Source organism: Planctobacterium marinum (genome assembly GCF_020687805.1).
GTDB lineage: Bacteria > Pseudomonadota > Gammaproteobacteria > Enterobacterales > Alteromonadaceae > Planctobacterium > Planctobacterium marinum.
Genome location: NZ_JAJEWQ010000001.1, coordinates 463,504 through 478,874 on the forward strand (window position 1 = coordinate 463,504; position 15,371 = coordinate 478,874).

The 15,371-nt window shown below is 46.6% G+C and carries 11 protein-coding genes; 4 read left to right on the plus strand and 7 right to left on the minus strand.

Annotation, left to right across the window (positions count from 1 at the left end; genetic code table 11):
• Positions 1-11 precede the first annotated feature (11 nt).
• Together LJ740_RS02220 and nagZ are read right to left on the minus strand one after the other, a co-directional pair.
• Positions 12-1,391, minus strand: a complete 1,380-nt coding sequence (locus LJ740_RS02220; protein ID WP_229527416.1) for an SLC13 family permease — start codon at positions 1,389-1,391, stop codon at positions 12-14.
• The gene (nagZ, locus tag LJ740_RS02225) at positions 1,381-2,388 is read right to left on the minus strand and encodes a beta-N-acetylhexosaminidase (protein WP_229527417.1); all 1,008 of its coding nucleotides are present in this window, start codon (positions 2,386-2,388) and stop codon (positions 1,381-1,383) included. Before nagZ ends, LJ740_RS02220 begins: the two co-directional genes overlap by 11 nt.
• A gap of 267 nt (positions 2,389-2,655) precedes the next feature.
• Here nagZ and LJ740_RS02230 point away from each other — a divergent pair, with 267 nt between their 5' ends.
• Complete coding sequence (locus LJ740_RS02230; protein WP_229527418.1) at positions 2,656-2,919, plus strand: GrxA family glutaredoxin; 264 nt, start codon at positions 2,656-2,658, stop codon at positions 2,917-2,919.
• A gap of 86 nt (positions 2,920-3,005) precedes the next feature.
• Here LJ740_RS02230 and LJ740_RS02235 read toward each other — a convergent pair whose 3' ends face one another.
• A complete protein-coding gene (locus LJ740_RS02235) occupies positions 3,006-4,139 on the minus strand; it encodes a DNA alkylation repair protein (protein WP_229527419.1) in 1,134 nt (377 codons plus the stop codon).
• Positions 4,140-4,196: 57 nt separating this feature from the next.
• Positions 4,197-4,823, minus strand: coding sequence for a TetR/AcrR family transcriptional regulator (locus LJ740_RS02240; protein ID WP_229527420.1), 627 nt, complete (start codon positions 4,821-4,823; stop codon positions 4,197-4,199).
• A gap of 212 nt (positions 4,824-5,035) precedes the next feature.
• Here LJ740_RS02240 and LJ740_RS02245 point away from each other — a divergent pair, with 212 nt between their 5' ends.
• A complete protein-coding gene (locus LJ740_RS02245; protein WP_229527421.1) occupies positions 5,036-6,868 on the plus strand; it encodes a M2 family metallopeptidase in 1,833 nt (610 codons plus the stop codon).
• A 519-nt stretch (positions 6,869-7,387) separates the two neighbouring features.
• On the opposite strand, the gene LJ740_RS02250 is transcribed toward LJ740_RS02245, so the two are convergent.
• Together LJ740_RS02250 and LJ740_RS02255 are read right to left on the minus strand one after the other, a co-directional pair.
• Entirely contained in the window at positions 7,388-8,713 is a 1,326-nt protein-coding gene (locus tag LJ740_RS02250) for an IS4 family transposase (RefSeq protein ID WP_229527422.1), read from the minus strand.
• A 117-nt stretch (positions 8,714-8,830) separates the two neighbouring features.
• The gene (locus LJ740_RS02255; RefSeq protein WP_229527423.1) at positions 8,831-11,437 is read right to left on the minus strand and encodes a VolA/Pla-1 family phospholipase; all 2,607 of its coding nucleotides are present in this window, start codon (positions 11,435-11,437) and stop codon (positions 8,831-8,833) included.
• A gap of 248 nt (positions 11,438-11,685) precedes the next feature.
• Between LJ740_RS02255 and LJ740_RS02260 the strand changes: the two genes are divergently transcribed.
• Positions 11,686-12,429 (plus strand): YciK family oxidoreductase, encoded by a 744-nt coding sequence (locus tag LJ740_RS02260; protein ID WP_229527424.1) that lies wholly within the window; start codon positions 11,686-11,688, stop codon positions 12,427-12,429.
• 106 nt (positions 12,430-12,535) lie between these two features.
• On the opposite strand, the gene glnS is transcribed toward LJ740_RS02260, so the two are convergent.
• Positions 12,536-14,197: a glutamine--tRNA ligase gene (gene glnS / locus LJ740_RS02265; protein ID WP_229527425.1), complete on the minus strand. Its 1,662-nt coding sequence runs from the start codon at positions 14,195-14,197 to the stop codon at positions 12,536-12,538.
• 367 nt (positions 14,198-14,564) lie between these two features.
• On the opposite strand from glnS, the gene LJ740_RS02270 reads away from it, so the two are divergent.
• A partial coding sequence (locus LJ740_RS02270) for a LacI family DNA-binding transcriptional regulator (protein ID WP_229527426.1) occupies positions 14,565-15,371 on the plus strand: 807 nt, incomplete at its 3' end.

The window sequence follows — 15,371 nt, forward strand, 5'->3', positions numbered from 1 at the left end:
GCTCATCCGGTTTACTGCAGTGTCAGATAACTCACTCCGGACACAACAAACGCCACCAGTACATTCAACACAAAACCTTCCCGGGCCATGGTCTTTATTGGGAACTTGTCCGTTCCGTACACGATGGCATTGGGTGCCGTTGCCACAGGCAGCATAAAGGCACAACTGGCCGATATTGCGGCAGGTATCATTAACAGCGCCGGCTCGATGCCCATTGCCATACCACTCAACGCTAATATTGGCATCAGCAGCGTTGCCGTTGCGGTATTTGAGGTAATTTCAGTCAAAAAGGTGACAAATAAACAAATCGAAAGAATCAATACCGGTAAAGGTACGCCATCCAGAAAACTGAGCAAATCGCCCATTTTTTGGCTTAACCCCGACGCGGTAAACGCTTTCGCAATACAAATCCCCCCGGCAAACAATAATAACAAGCCCCAGGGAATATCATTGGCAGTTTTCCAGTCTAATAAATTACCGGGTTTACCATCACTATCTTTGTCGCCGGAGGGCACCAGAAACATGGCAATAACCCCTAACAGGGCAATCGTACTGTCGCCAATGGTCCCCACCCCAAGTAAATCAGACCAGTAGGGCCTGCTCACCCAGGCTAAAGCAACTAAACCAAACACAGTTACCACACGCTTTTCTGCTGGGCGCCATTGTCCTGAGGTAGGAATGTTAACGGGACCAAGTTGCCCCAAACCTCGGGTTAACCATAGCGCCATGATAGGAATCGCTATCACAACGATTGGCACGCCGGTTTTCATCCATTGTAAAAAGGTGACTTCCTGCCCCTGAGATTCCTGATAGACACTGATAAATATAATGTTTGGCGGTGTGCCTATCGGGGTGCCGACGCCGCCCAGACTGGCAGCATAAGCAATACCCAGGAGCAAAGCAGCAGCCAACCGCGGATTATCAATAGAGGACAAAATTGCCAGGGCAATTGGCAGCAACATCAAGGTTGTAGCCGTATTGGAGATCCACATACTCAGCAACGCAGCGGTAAGCATAAAAGCAAGTACCAGTCGCGCCGCACTTTTGCCACCGGTTAATTTTAACATTTGCAAGGCAAATCGTTTGTGGACGCCGGACTTTTCAATGGCTTTCGACAACATGAACGCGCCCATTAATAACACAATAACATGGCTACCTAAGGCTGATGCGGCTTCTTTATGGGACAAAACCCCTACTGCCGGAAAAGCTGCAAATGGGATCAAGGAGGTGGCGGGAATAGGTAGCGCTTCTGAAACCCACAACACGGCAGTAACCAGAGTTATTGCCGCAGTCCAGCTAATCGCTGCAGTAACGCCGATACTGTCCAGATACCATTTGAGTACCCCGGCGATGAGAACCGCGACAACAATAATCGCTTGTTTAGTGGTCATTAAAACTATCCAGAATCTGACGCAGTTCTTGCCAACGCTGCGAAGACTGACAATGGTTTAAGCCGTTGTATTTGGCCTGCTGCATAATCATTTTCAGGATTGCCGGTGACATTACTGTATCACCCTTGTAATTATCCAGAACTTCAATCGAAGCGTCTCGATTATTGCAAATCAGGGCCATATCACAACCAGCTGCCATCGCTAATTGCGCTCGCTCTGTGGGGCTACCGCATTTTACCGCCCCCTCCATCGTCAAATCATCCGAGAACACCGCGCCACTAAAGGCTAATTCTGTTCTGAGCTTTTGCTCGATCCACACTTTAGAAAAGCCCGCTGGCAAATCATCAAAGGCTGAATAAATAACGTGCGCGGGCATTACGGCATCCAGCACATTTTGTTGTGCCAATTGTTCAAACACCCAATAATCCGTTGCGAGAACCTCCACAGCAGGACGCTGGTCCACCGGTAATGCAATGTGCGAATCTTCTTTAACACTGCCATGACCAGGAAAGTGTTTCCCGGTAGTTGCCATACCGGCATCACGCATTCCCTGGCAAAATGACGCGACTAATGCCACCACATCTGACTTATTTTTTGCAAACCCCCGATCCCCTATAACCTCAGAAATGTTATTGATGTCTGCCACTGGGGCAAAACTGATATCAATACCTACGGATTGAATTTCCAACGCCATGAGTTCGGCTATGGCACGGCAGTATTTTTTTGCCAGTGCCATATCGCCTTCTGCGCGTTCCAGAATACTCGCCATAGCAGGCAGCTCACTGAAGACTTTTCTGAAGCGCTGAACACGTCCACCTTCCTGATCAACCGCAAGTAGTAACGGCTTTTTGACTGCCATTCTGATCTCTCGGGTAAGCTCTGTAATCTGTTGATGATCTTCAAAGTTACGGGTGAAATAGATCAGGCCACCCGTTAACGGATGCTCAAGTATTTCCTTATCTTCCGCCGTCAGAGACTGACCGGGAAGGTCCAACATTAAAATTCCCATTAATACCGTATTATTGTTGTTTTAAACTGGCACAACTATAAAAGATGCTAAAGGGGCATTGCAATTAGCTTTACAGCTATTTAACAAACTGATGCAGCCTGATGTTTAAATATCAGGCAATTTACGTTGATTGTTGGCCAAATAGTGCCTGGCGCTGTTCATTTAAAAAACCGATAACAGGTATCGAATCTATCAACTGTTATATTTTTAGCTAAGCACTAAACTAAGAACAAGTTCACTCATTCAGGAAAATCTATGTACGCTGTAATTTTTGGTAGAGATGGTTGCCCGTTTTGTGTCAGAGCAAAAGATCTTGCGGAAAAACTGACCCAGGAAAGGGATGATTTTAAATATCGTTATATCAACATTCACGAAGAAGGGATCAGCAAAGCTGACCTTGAAAAAACCGTGGGTAAGCCTGTGGAAACAGTGCCGCAGATCTTTTTAGATCAAACTCATATCGGCGGTTTCACTGATTTTGAAGCCTACGCCAAAGAAAACCTTGGCCTGTTTGAATAAGCCGCTGGCTTGAACTACGCCATGTTGCCAGAGAGTGTTGCCCGATGCAGCGAAGCCGCCCCCGGACAAGCAACATTCTCTGGTATTTACTTACCGGCAATTAGCTCAAATGTGACCTCAGACACCACCTGACCGTTAATTTGCAACGCAATTCTGTGTTCGCCCGGGTAATATTTTCTGGTGGTAACTGATTTAAACGAATGCTGCTTTTTTAAGGTGATAGCATCGCCACGGTAAGATTCCAACTGTTTCCACTTGAAGACTTTCGCACTGTGTGTGCCATTAGCTTTTTTATGCCAGACGATATAATCCACCATCAACTTCTGATTGCCCACTGCTAAACCATGCAATTCCACCTGCATACTCAGGACACTCTCCATTGCTACCTGCTTCTGAGCCAACCTAAACTGTACACTGCCCTGAAACGGCGTGTAGCCAAACAGGGCTAATATTTTGGGATGCCCCTGCTTAAAAAGCGTTCGGCTGGCATGTTTAAGTAAACGCAGGCGCGTCTGATCCGCATCGGGTAAATACTCAGCTACAAACTCACAAACAAATTCGGCATTGTCTTTGGCAATATCATTCAGATTATTGGCAACAGAACGACGCACATACTCTTCGTTATCGTTCAGCAAACTCACTAACAACGGCCTGATTAAATCTGGCTGCGCGATAAATTCTGGCAGCTGCTTTCCCCAGGGTAACCTGGGACGGGTGCCCTCACTGGCCAGTCGCCTGATATGTTTATCGCCGGATTTGGGCCAGTTCATAATGATGTCAAGTGCCCGCTGCCGGTCAAACAGAATGAAATCACGTATAGCAAACTCAGAACTAAAACGACTGGTTAACACCTTCAGTAGATTTAACCCTGCCTCAAAATGGTCCGGAATGGCCCGTATACTGACAAAATCAGCCAACGGCATAATTAACCAGCCTCTTATGCCTTCTTGCTCGACAATCGCCTCATTCATACTGTCTATTTCCGCAGGGTGCAGAATTTCTCTGATGATGGTTTCACAACGTTGAAAGGAGTTCGGCATAAACTGATGCAATGCCCCGGTGATCTGTTGTGAACGTTGCTTTAGCTCAAGCTCATTAAAATCAAAGGTGGCTGCTTGCACAAAAGCGTTCTGATTAAATTCCGTATATTGCTCGTGGATTTTTAGCGCTAACAGTTGCACTAACTCAAGGGAGAACTTGTTTTTAAAAGGTTCAGGCATGACAGGTGTGATGTGTTTAATCTGGGTCCACAATAATGGCTTGTGAACCCAAAACTGTCAGGATGTTTTCGGGGCGCTGAATCCCGCAGCGATATAGGTAATCACTTTTCTGATCAGATCTTCAATTTCCATGTGCTGCTGGTACTCAGCCTCTGCGATTTCGGACAACGCTTTGCTGGACACCATGGTGAAAACACAAGAGCCCAACGCAAAATGCCAACGCCAGAATACTTCACTGGGGGATAAGTGCGGTACCGCGAGATGCAATGCCTTGTTCAGATGTTTCAACTCCTGAGTGTAGTGCGTAGTGATGTAGCGTCTTAAATGTCCCTGAGACTCGTAATAGGCTCTGGCAAACAATTGCACAAACACACGGGTTCCATTGGGCCTGACTTTTTCTAACGACAACAGAGGTTCAACTAACGCACTGAACAGCCCCTCAGTACTGGCCGCCTGGGTAGATTGACTCATAGCCATTATTCGCTGATCGAGCGCCGGCATCAGCACGCTTAAATATCTGGCTAATACTTCCTGTATGAGTTGTTTCTTTGAACCAAAGTGATAATTAACTGAAGCCAGATTCACGTCAGCTTCACTGGTGATGGCTCTGAGAGAAGTATTATCGAAGCCAAAATCACAGAAGAGATGTTCGGCGGCGTTTAATATGCGATCTTTTGTTGACACGTGTACTGTTTATTAATTTTTCTTATGGTTAGGACTGTAAAGTTTCTAATTTTAAAGTTCAAGCAACAGGCCTGAATTCACGCCAGTATTTAGTAATTTATCGCATTTAGGTTGCCTGAACCGTTTAACGCTACTTATACTAGGCCCGAAAAAAATAATAGCCTTTTTGCCACCCAACCAAAAAGGTAACCGACAGATATGAGGAACACTCCATGAATAAACGTTCATTGCTGGCCATTATGGTGGCCACAGCCTTTGGCGTGTCGGGATGTAACAATGCATCCGAAACGGCAACCGTTGAAAAGGCACCCGAAAAACAACCAACGGCAGAAGATGCAAAAACTTTTATAGCCAATGCGCAAAAAGAATTAGAAAAGCTGCAGTTGCCAGCAGCCCAGGCTGCGTGGGCTTACCAGACTTATATTATTCAGGATACCGCTGCAGTGTCTGCGTATTTATCTGAAAAGCTGTCCAGTCGTGCTTCTGAACTAGCCAAAGAGTCAGCCAGATTTAATCATGTTGAAGTGGATCCCGACACCCGCAGACAACTGGATCTGGTGAGAAACTCGCTGGTATTACCTCCACCCGGTAACGCCGCAGAATCAGAAAGGCTGGCTCAAATAGGCACAGACATGGAAGGCATGTACGGTGCAGGTCAATATTGTCCTGAAGAAGGCACCTGTTGGGGTCTGACCGAAATGGGCAGCAAGATGGCAACTGAACGGGACGAAAAACTACTGTTAGATATCTGGCAGGGTTGGCGTCAGGTGTCACCGCCAATGAAAGATCTTTACATTGAGCAAGTTGACATTGCCAACAAAGGCGCGAAAGAACTGGGATTTGAGAATGTCAGCGAACTATGGCGCGGTAAGTACGACATGGAAGCCGATGCATTTGAAAAAGAACTGGACAGACTGTGGGGCCAGGTTGAACCCTTTTATGACGCCCTGCATTGTCATGTCAGAGCGGAGCTGGGTGAACAATATGGTACTGATGTCGTTCCACAAGACCAGCCTATTCCGGCTCACTTGCTGGGCAACATGTGGGCGCAGACCTGGGGCAACATTTACGACATCGTAAAACCTGAACAAGAAATGCAGGTCGCTGATGTAACCGCGGCACTGGAAGAAAAAGGCTACGACGAAATTCAGATGGTCAAGCAAGCTGAAACCTTCTTTACCTCTTTAGGTTTTGAACCGCTGCCTGAGTCATTCTGGGAACGCTCTCAGTTCACACAACCAGCGGATCGCGATGTAGTATGCCATGCCTCGGCCTGGAACCTGGACGATAAAGAAGACCTGCGCATTAAAATGTGTATTCAAAAAACCGGTGAAGAGTTTGCCGTCATACACCATGAATTGGGCCACAACTTTTATCAACGAGCCTACAATCAGCAACCCCTGTTGTATCGCGGTAGTGCCAATGATGGCTTCCACGAAGCCATTGGCGACGTAATTGCGCTGTCTATCACGCCAAAGTACATGAAAGAAATTGGTTTGATTGATGAAATCCCGGATGCCTCCAATGACATTGGTATGTTGCTAAAACTGGCTTTGGATAAAATTGCGTTTGTACCCTTTGGCCTGCTGGTAGACAAGTGGCGCTGGGGTGTATTCTCAGGTGACGTTGCACCGGAACAGTACAATGACTACTGGTGGCAATTGAGAGAAAAATATCAAGGTGTTATGGCGCCGGTAGAGCGCCCTGCTGACGCCTTCGATCCAGGTGCAAAATACCATATCCCTGGCAACACCCCCTATAGCCGCTACTTCCTGGCACACTTATTACAATTTCAATTCCATCGTGAACTTTGTAAGATTGCCGGTGATGAAGGCCCGGTTCATCGCTGCTCGATTTATGGCAACGAAGATGCCGGTACAGCACTAAACAACATGCTGGAATTGGGACAAAGTAAAACCTGGCAGGAAGCGTTAGAAACCTTGACCGGTTCGCCGCAAATGGACGCTACAGCAATTCTGGACTATTTTGCGCCACTGAAAGACTGGCTTGATGAACAAAATCAGGACCGCACTTGCGGTTGGTAAGTATCAGTCAGATTTAACTCTATGAGTAACAAAGGAGTCGCAAGACTCCTTTGTTGTTTTTGTACCTGGTATCAGATGCGACATGCTATGATGTCTCCAATCTGCAATGCGATAACGCCAATAATCGCCTGAGAACCCGTACGTTTTGACCATAGCAGTACAATATTGCACTGGCCTGGCTCAAAGCGCTCTTTGTATCAGCACCTTGCACTTAGTCGCAGTCCATTAGTTATTCCAGTATCGGGATACATCAGCGCAGCCAGCTTCACGTAAATGGCTTGCAATCCAATAATCTAACAATCTGGCATTCCAACACTCTAATAATCCAAAGCTCAATTTACTTAGCGTCTTCAGAATCCTACTCTTTTTACTGGGTGAGGTGCGCAACAAAATATGACTTCAGACATGCTTAGTGTCGGGAAAGCCCTGACCGTTTAATGGCTACGTTCCTAATTAGCCTGAAATAGCCTCATATCGTAAAGTGGGCTCAATAAAAAAGCCCGCATAGCGTAATGCCGTTCACTTAGCGTGAGCGGCTTTCTTTTTTCTGGCGATAGGGTATCGGTTTTTAGATGCTTTCAGGCATCTGGGATAGCTCCTTTCTCGTCGCCCCTCAAGTTTAAATTGAGCGGCATTTCTTTCTACATCCAGTATAATTCTCGGCACATTACCCGGTGCATAGATTGGCATCATAGTGAGCGTATGTATGATGTGAGATGACGCATCGCGGAAGCTCAGCTGATTTGGAAAGACCCCCTTTAATGAATGTGCCATCAGAATCATCTTATATCGGATAAGGTTGTAGGCCAGCAAAACGCCCCATAGCTCCTGAACAATAAGCTCAGGGTTATTACTGCGCAATGTAAAACGGCTTTCCAGCATGTGCTGCTTCATTTCACGGTAGCCCAATTCTATTTCCCAACGGTGGGAATACAGATCAACAATTTCCGCAGCCGGATACGCCATACAGTCTGTCATTGAGGTCAATATCTCAACTTTCTTGCCTTTTACGGTTTTGGTTAACAATCGAGCTTCTATGGTTTGGGGTAAATGTTCACGACGCTTTCTGGCCTGTGGTGTGGTTTGCAGGCGTACAAGCACATCTTGTTTTCCTATTCTCTTTATTACTTCATATTGCGTTCCCTTCTTTAAGGGTAACAACCAGTGAGTATTCGTTCCTTTTTCATGCCAGTCGTGAAGCAATCCCAGTGAATAAAACCCTTTATCAAACAATGTCAGGCTATTGTCTGGAATTGTGTCGATCAGCTTCGAGGCCAGATTCATTTCATTTTCTGCCACGCTGTCGAAAGCACTATTGAGGATCAGGTGGCTACTTAGTTCCATCATGCACACCATTCGTACCTGGGGATATGCCGCTTCATAGGATTTATTGGCAGTTCGGGCAAATGCCACATTATTGGCCGGAGTATCAGGTGTACGCCACACTACACCATCAACACCGTAAAGGGATAAACCGCACCATGAGGGGTGTTCCGCTCGTTCATGCCAACGCTTTGCTGATAAATGGAATACGTCTTTGACAACCTCTGCCCCCAGCTTTTTTCTTGCCTGAGTCACCGCACTGCGGGCAACATAATCAACATCTTGCGGCAAAACCACATCCAGTTTGTTGATCAACTGACATACAGACTCAATCCGGAATAGCGCCATGCCTATTACTGCCCAAATCATTGCATCCATTGGCAATTTGCGTTTGCGTAGAGTCGCAACGCCATTTGAAGCAAGACATGAATCAACAATATCTGAGTCTAAAACATCTGCCAGACAACGAAACTCGGTGAGTCGATTGATTGAAGTACGCGCGAGGGCTTCTGAAAGCTCCATAAAAAAATCCGATGACCTTACGATCATCGGATTTTGATCCTCTTGTGCCGAATGTCAACTTCTTAACTGATCGGCATTACCGCATAGCGGGCTTTGGTATTACATCGATGAGATTAACTAGTTAGCAACCACCGTCTCGTCTGTCACTACAATAGCCGTTCCCTGCGAAGCAAAGAACTGCGCCATTTGTAGTTGCATTTCTGTGGTTGCGGCAACACTGGATGAAGGATCAAACAGCGAACCATGCGAACCAGCAATAAAGCGTACCGCACCACTTTGTGGTGTTTCGCTCACAGTGGTTGAGGTTACCGTTGGCAAGCCCAGGAAGCGGATCAGCGCTTCTGTTCCAGATGTCGGCAACGCTGTTACATTGGGGATCACCGCATCGCTGGTAGCCGTGGTGCCATCATCATTAGTGCCACCACCGACAACTTCATGCAATAACACTGGTGTAGTCGCCGCTAAACGTGCTGCGTAGTTATTCGGATCACCACCTTCGATAACGGTTTGTGCGGCAAAGGCAAACTGGCTAATCAGGCCATTGTCCACTGCTGCTTGCGCCGCAGTTCTTTCGTTCAGGTATTGCAGATACGCAGGTATCAACGCCTGTTCGATAGAAACTTCATTCGCCTGTGCATAAGTCGCTAATGCCACCTGAAATGACTCTGAACCGCCGGCTAATACACTGGCAGAAACCAGCGGGCCAAAAGAGGCAGATTCAATCAGGAAAGAAGCAATACCGCCACCGGGTACTGATAATCCGGCAGAGTTGAATGCAAACATACCGGAAAACGGCGCCAGATCTCCTGTAAGCGGAGTATTAGCCGTTGCAACGGTACCAATACCGGTAATAGACCCCAGGCTTTGTCCCATGAAGTGCACATTACTGGCGTCGATAGGTGCAGTACCGGTTACGTCAACCCAGGCGTTAAGACCAAGACGCAGACCCATAGTATCGACAATACTCTGTCTTAAATTGTCACGGGCAGACAGCAAGCTACCTAAATTCAGGTAATGGGTAGGAGAACCACCAAAGCCACTTGAAGCGTTGATAACCTGACCGTCAATTTCAAAGCCACGGCTACCATGTAACGGATGATCAATTGCGACAGTTGCAAAGCCAGCCATTGATAACGCACCTGTAACCGCAAGTACGTCTTCTTTCTTAGAGGTAATACCGTGCTGAATGATTACCACAGGCCAGCCATTTTCAGGACGCGTTACCGCATTGACCTGCGGGTTAATCGCCGCTAAAAACTGAATCAGGGTTTCATCCGGAACCGTAACCTGAACCTGAATGGTTTCCGTGCCGTCAGAGTTTGAACCGTTTGCAGCCGGGATTGGCGCAACCTTGGTCAGGTGACGACGGTCAGTAATATCCAGATTTTCGATAACATCAAGGTTAAGATCATACAACTGGCCACCAGAAGCCGCCTGACATAAATCATTGTTTGGACCGATGGCTTGTGCCTGAATCAGCGCTGCCACCGTGCCTGGTGCCGCACTTTCTATCCCCTGTACCGCTGCACCTGATGTACAAGCACTACGCCACCAGTCACCTAACGGATTTTCCGGATTCAGATAGTAAGGTAAGTTAATTTGACCCGCTTTAAGACTAGACGCACAGAAAGGTGCAACACTTGGAAACAATGAGGCAACCGTAGGATTCAGTGGATTGCTCGGATCGCTCAGTACCGCCACCATACTGCTACAGGTAGCAATACCCAGCGCCTGCAATTGGCCGTAGGTCTCGGCACCTAACAATCTTGGTGCAAGGACATCAAACGCGGTTTCGTTTTCCGCATCATTCACCAGAATAGCAGGCAGATATTGCGCTGCCTCAGCTTGTGCAGAAGCCATATCGACACCTTGTGCCAACAACGCGCCTAACGCCTGCGCGAATGGACCTACCTGCAACTGTTTAACAGTAGCAGTTACAGTACCCGCAGAGCCTGTTGAGAAATAAGCTGCATAACTGGTTTGTTGCGGATCAAGACCTACACTGGCACCTGAACCCAATATCAGATTTGCCAACCCTTGAAGTTGCAGCTGATCCGGCGTGGCAAGTGGTAAGTCATTGATATCTTGTCTGGCCAATTCCCAGGTAGTAGAACCCAGAACACCACGACCTTCTGAGTCTTTCAGATCTTCAGTAACAACCACCATGTATCCCTGACCGGGTTTTAGCGGTTTAAGGGGAATAATGGCAATAGTATCGCTATCACTTAACGTAACCGCATAGTCTTCATTTAAGGTTAACTGCGCACCAATTTCGCACGGAATACCCGGTGCCACTACCTGTGCCAGTACAGCCTGACACGCAGCTGAAGAGCCTTCTAATGCCTGGGTGGCTTCAAAAATGCGAATTGCGCTAGGTACCTGCAGAGAAGAAAGTGGGATCTGAACGTTGGCAGGTAAATCGACATTAATTGTCAATGGATATTGGGTAGACCATCCATCCAATGCACCTACGGCATCAAGCGGATTTCCGCCATTAAAATTAACCTGGTTTTCTGACTCAATGGTGAAATCAAAAAGGTCCGTGGCTGGAATCATTGCGGCATCATTAGGCAATGGTATTGTGCCAGGTGGATCAAAAACAATTCTCGCAAATGGTTTATCGACCGTGGCATCGGCCTGGATTTCAACCAGGTCCTCACCGCCCCCACAGCCTGAGAGGCCTAGTGATGCGGCAATTGCGGTGCAGAGTAGCAGTTTTTTCATATGTATCCCCAAAATCCTATTCTAATTATTGTTCAACCATGTCGGTTTAATGTCCGCATTTATCGTGTGTAGTTAAAATGTGTGCATAACTTGTACGACCAGTGACAACTCCCCCAATATTATGGGCAAATAAAATTATTTGCAAAGATTTGTTAACTGTTTGTAAGTATCTTGTTTTTCTCAATAAACTATCCAAAACATAGGACAGTCAGTGTTAAAATCCAATTTTTTTTATGAATGGAAACTATATGCTTGATTTTCAGCCAAATTCAGAGGCCTTCAAAGGTAAGACAATCCTGGTAACAGGGGCCGGTGACGGTATCGGCAAAGAGGCAGCGAAACAGTATGCACAGTATGGTGCAAATGTAATTTTACTGGGACGCACAGTAAAAAAACTGGAAGCCACCTACGATGAATGCGTAAAAAACAGTCATGCTGAGATGGCAATTGTGCCATTGGACATGGAAGGAGCGACAGTAAAACACTATCAGGACATGGCTACCACTATTGAAAGTCAGTTTGGTAAATTGGATGGGCTACTACATAACGCCAGCCTGCTGGGTCAATTACAACCTTTTGGTCAAATCTCACCCGAAGAATATCAGCAAGTAATGCAGGTCAATGTGAATGCCACATTTTATATGACACAAGCAATGTTACCGGTATTGAAAAAAGCCCCACATGCTTCCGTGATATTTACAACCTCAACAGTGGGTAATAAAGGCAGAGCTTACTGGGGAACCTATGCGATTTCCAAGTTTGCTACCGAAGGCATGATGCAATGTCTGGCAGATGAATACTCCAATACTCACCTGCGTTTCAACTGCATTAACCCAGGTGGCACCCGTACCAACATGCGGGCCAAAGCGTTTCCTGCGGAAAACCCGGACAACCTCAAAACCCCGGCGCAAATCATGCCTGCTTATTTATATTTGATGGATGACGCCAGTATCAATACCACCGGCGAAACGCTGATCTGTCAGCCTAAATAAACTGCGACTATGCTGCTTTGACGCGGGGATAAGCCGCGTTAGCGCAATAAAAAAGCCTCCGAAGAGGCTTTTTAAATCGAGTTTATCTGAACCGTTAAAATGGCAATTAATCGCCTATTTTCGCCCAGGTATCTCTGAGTGCTACGGTCCGGTTAAAGACTAACGCACCAGCTTTGCTCTCTTTATCCAGACAGAAATATCCCGTTCTTTCGAACTGAACGGCTTCCCCGATGGCCTTATTTGCCAGTCCAGATTCAACCACACCATTTAATTTCACCAGTGAATCCGGATTATAAGCTTCCGCCAATTCCAGAGCGCCCGGGTTTGGCTCTTTGAACAAACGATCATATAAACGAATTTCTGCTTTTTCATGACGTAGCGCCGACACCCAATGAATCACGCCTTTGACTTTACGCCCGTCGGCCGGATCTTTGCCCAGGGTATCTGCATCATAGGTACAGTATATTGTTTGAATATTACCGTCCTCGTCTTTTTCTACCCGCTCGGCTTTTATCACATAAGCATTGCGCAGGCGCACCTCTTTACCCAGTACCAGTCGCTTGTACTTTTTATTGGCCTCTTCTCTGAAATCGTCACGTTCAATGTAAATTTCTTTATCAAACGCCAGTTCCCGTGAACCCAGTTCAGGTTTATTGGGGTGGTTTGCCGCAGTCAGGGTTTCACCCTCGCCCTGTGCATAGTTTTCGATAACGATTTTAACCGGATCCAGGACGGCCATTGCGCGCGGCGCATGTTCGTTCAATTCATCGCGAATACAGGCTTCCAACATGGACATTTCTATCAGATTATCCATTTTGGTGACACCAATGCGCGAACAAAATTCTCTGACCGACGCCGGCGTGTATCCACGACGTCGCAATCCGGCAATAGTTGGCATACGTGGATCGTCCCAGCCGTCTACGAACCCTTCGGTGACCAGTTGAATCAGCTTGCGTTTGCTCAGTACCGTGTACTCCAGATTAAGACGAGAGAACTCATACTGTCTTGGCTGCGTTGCAATGCTGATGTTATCAATCACCCAGTCGTATAACCGACGGTTATCCTGAAATTCCAGGGTACACAAAGAGTGAGAAATTCCCTCAATGGCATCAGAAATACAATGGGTAAAGTCATACATTGGATAAACACACCACTTTTCACCTGTCTGGTGATGGTGTGCGAATTTGATGCGATAGATGACCGGATCTCGCATGCACATAAACGGCGATGCCATATCAATCTTGGCACGCAAACAACAATGACCTTCGGTGTATTCACCTTGAGTCATTTTTTCGAATTCTTGTAAGTTGGTCGCCACATCAGTATCGCGGTATGGGCTATGTTGCCCAGGTGCTTTCAACGTACCGCGCATTTCCCGGATCTGCTCCTGGGTGCTGAAGTCAACAAATGCCAGTCCCTTTTCAATTAACTCAACAGCATAACCGTGCAGGCTATCGAAATAATCTGATGAATATCGCACCTCACCGTCCCAGTGATAGCCCAACCAGCTAACATCTGATTTTATGGCATTGACATAATCGATACTTTCTTTTTCCGGATTGGTGTCGTCAAATCTCAAATTACAAGTGCCCTGATAATCCTCTGCAATACCAAAGTTTAGGCAAATCGACTTAGCATGACCGATATGCAGGAAGCCGTTCGGTTCTGGCGGAAAACGGGTATGTACGGTGGTATGCAAACCAGACTCGATGTCGCGGTCTATGATTTGTCTGATAAAATTGGTCGGACGCTTTTCTGTCTCGGCCATTGGTCATCCTCTTACTGGGTTTACTGATCTCCTCAGTGCCATTGCAGGCCTGATTTCTCAGTCTTATGGCAACTGGATTGTGCGGAGAAATACAAAAGCCAGATGATAACTTTTTGCTTAACGTTAAGGAAGTCTGTAAACCGGATATCCAGTAAATATCCGACACCGACAGTTACCCAATGGATTATTATTTTGACAAATCTTGGGTAGGCGCGAGTTTACCCGGTGACAAATTGTTCATTAAACCGACAAAAAACCGTTAATCTATTGTTTTACAGCATCAAAACGCAATAAAACTTGTGTCAATCCACCTGGGCAGACTACTATTTTCCAGTGACCATTAAGGCAACGTGCTGTATTTATAACAATGAAAGAAAAAGCCACATCATTTGATATTGCCCATCGCGCTGGCGTATCTCAATCTACTGTATCAAGGGCGCTTAGAAACAGTCCGTTGGTGAGCAAAGAAACCCGCGATAAAATTAAGAGTATCGCCAGGGAGCTCAATTACAAAGTAGATAAAAACGCCAGCAACCTGCGTCAGCAACAAAGCAAAACCTTAGCACTATTGTTATTTGAAGATCCGACTTCAGATGATTCCATGATCAATCCTTTCTTTCTTTCTATGTTAGGTAGTATCACCCGCGCCACTGCCAATGCCGGTTATGATTTGTTGGTATCCTTTCAGCAGTTCAGCGATGACTGGCATGCTGATTTTGAGGATACACACAAAGCCGACGGGATTATATTACTGGGGTACGGGGACTTTCTGGAATATCAGGAAAAGTTACAAGCTTTAGAAGAACAACAAACACACTTTGTACGTTGGGGAGCGATCAACGAAAGCCACCCCGGCATTGTGATCGGCAGCAACAATTACCAGGGGGGTAAGAACATCACCCAACACCTGTTAGCGCTGGGGCACAGAGAGTTCGTTTTTGTAGGCGGGGCGGATAACAATAGTCCGGAGTTTCTGGAGCGTTTTAATGGCTTTAATGACGCCTTAATTGATGCCGGCATTGTTCAAAAGCATCAGCGGGCCAAACATTGGGATGCGATATCTACTGAGCACTCCGGATATAATGTGGGTAAAGCGTTAGTGGAGTCCGGTGCAAAAGTCGATGCCATACTGTGTGCTTCAGATTTGATTGCAATTGGGGTACTCACTGCCTTA

Bases quoted from the DNA above. Each gene is read 5' to 3' on its own strand.
- LJ740_RS02220 (WP_229527416.1), bottom strand. From the start codon at position 1,391: ATGACCACTAAACAAGCGATTATTGTTGTCGCGGTTCTCATCGCCGGG.
- nagZ (WP_229527417.1), bottom strand. From the start codon at position 2,388: ATGTTGGACCTTCCCGGTCAGTCTCTGACGGCGGAAGATAAGGAAATA.
- LJ740_RS02230 (WP_229527418.1), top strand. From the start codon at position 2,656: ATGTACGCTGTAATTTTTGGTAGAGATGGTTGCCCGTTTTGTGTCAGA.
- LJ740_RS02235 (WP_229527419.1), bottom strand. From the start codon at position 4,139: ATGCCTGAACCTTTTAAAAACAAGTTCTCCCTTGAGTTAGTGCAACTG.
- LJ740_RS02245 (WP_229527421.1), top strand. From the start codon at position 5,036: ATGAATAAACGTTCATTGCTGGCCATTATGGTGGCCACAGCCTTTGGC.
- LJ740_RS02250 (WP_229527422.1), bottom strand. From the start codon at position 8,713: ATGGAGCTTTCAGAAGCCCTCGCGCGTACTTCAATCAATCGACTCACC.
- LJ740_RS02255 (WP_229527423.1), bottom strand. From the start codon at position 11,437: ATGAAAAAACTGCTACTCTGCACCGCAATTGCCGCATCACTAGGCCTC.
- LJ740_RS02260 (WP_229527424.1), top strand. From the start codon at position 11,686: ATGCTTGATTTTCAGCCAAATTCAGAGGCCTTCAAAGGTAAGACAATC.
- glnS (WP_229527425.1), bottom strand. From the start codon at position 14,197: ATGGCCGAGACAGAAAAGCGTCCGACCAATTTTATCAGACAAATCATA.